Origin of the sequence: Rothia sp. (in: high G+C Gram-positive bacteria), from assembly GCF_030540545.1 — a bacterium.
Classification (GTDB): Bacteria; Actinomycetota; Actinomycetes; order Actinomycetales; family Micrococcaceae; genus Rothia.
Window position 1 is genome coordinate 1 of record NZ_JAUNVZ010000076.1, and the last position, 799, is coordinate 799.

General features: G+C 58.7%; 2 protein-coding genes. Both read left to right on the plus strand.

Annotated features, from left to right (window positions below):
- A partial coding sequence (locus Q4P78_RS09035; protein ID WP_303340038.1) for a molybdopterin-binding protein occupies positions 1-311 on the plus strand: 311 nt, incomplete at its 5' end.
- On the plus strand, positions 301-789 hold the full coding sequence (locus Q4P78_RS09040) for a molybdenum cofactor biosynthesis protein MoaE (RefSeq protein ID WP_006887700.1): 489 nt from the start codon (positions 301-303) through the stop codon (positions 787-789). The genes Q4P78_RS09035 and Q4P78_RS09040, both read left to right, overlap by 11 nt.
- The last annotated feature ends 10 nt before the right edge of the window (positions 790-799 follow it).

The following is a 799-nucleotide window of genomic DNA, read 5'->3' on the forward strand; positions in this document are numbered from 1 at the left end:
AGAAGAATAATAACCTGCCCACGTTTATTCTCACCAGCGGCGGTACCGGGCTGAACACGGACGATCAGACCGTGGAGGCGGTACGCCCGCATCTGGATAAGGAAATCCCCGGAATCATGCATGCTTTCTGGGCGAACGGCCTGCAGAACGTATCTTCCGCAGTGCTCTCACGCGGGGTTGCGGGCGTGATCGATAAAACCTTCGTGATGACTCTGCCTGGGTCGCGCGGCGGAGTTAAAGATGGAGTGAAAACCCTAGACCCACTCGTGGAACATATTTGCCGCCAGATGGAGGACTATCATGACCACTAAGCCGCAGGGGCTCGACCACAGCGGGGCGCATGGCGCTGAGCCCACCGGTTCGGTTGTCATTTTCACCGATATTACCGAGGAAGCCCTAGAGCCGCTTGCCAACGCCGCGAAGGCTCAGGTCATGACAGAGGCCATGGGCGCCCTTGTTGTATTCGACGGCATTGTACGCAACCATGATCACGGCAGTGCGGTGCGCGGGCTTTCCTATAGTGCGCATCCGCAGGCGAAAGAATATATTGCGCGTGTTGTGCAGTCTGTAGCGGATGAGCTGGAGGGGGTTCGTCTGTGGGCAGTTCACCGCGTCGGTCCTATCGCTATAGGAGAGTCTGCGCTGACCGTGCTTGCCGCTGCAGCACATCGTGGGCGGGCCTTCGAGGCCTGCGAGGCGGTGGCTGACCGTGTGAAAGCCCAGGTTCCCATCTGGAAAGAACAGGAGCTGACAGACGGCAGCACCGAATGGGTGGGCATAGACACCTAGAGACTCAACA

Excerpts from the sequence above, each read along its gene's own strand:
- Q4P78_RS09040 (WP_006887700.1), top strand. The coding sequence starts at position 301 with ATGACCACTAAGCCGCAGGGGCTCGACCACAGCGGGGCGCATGGCGCT.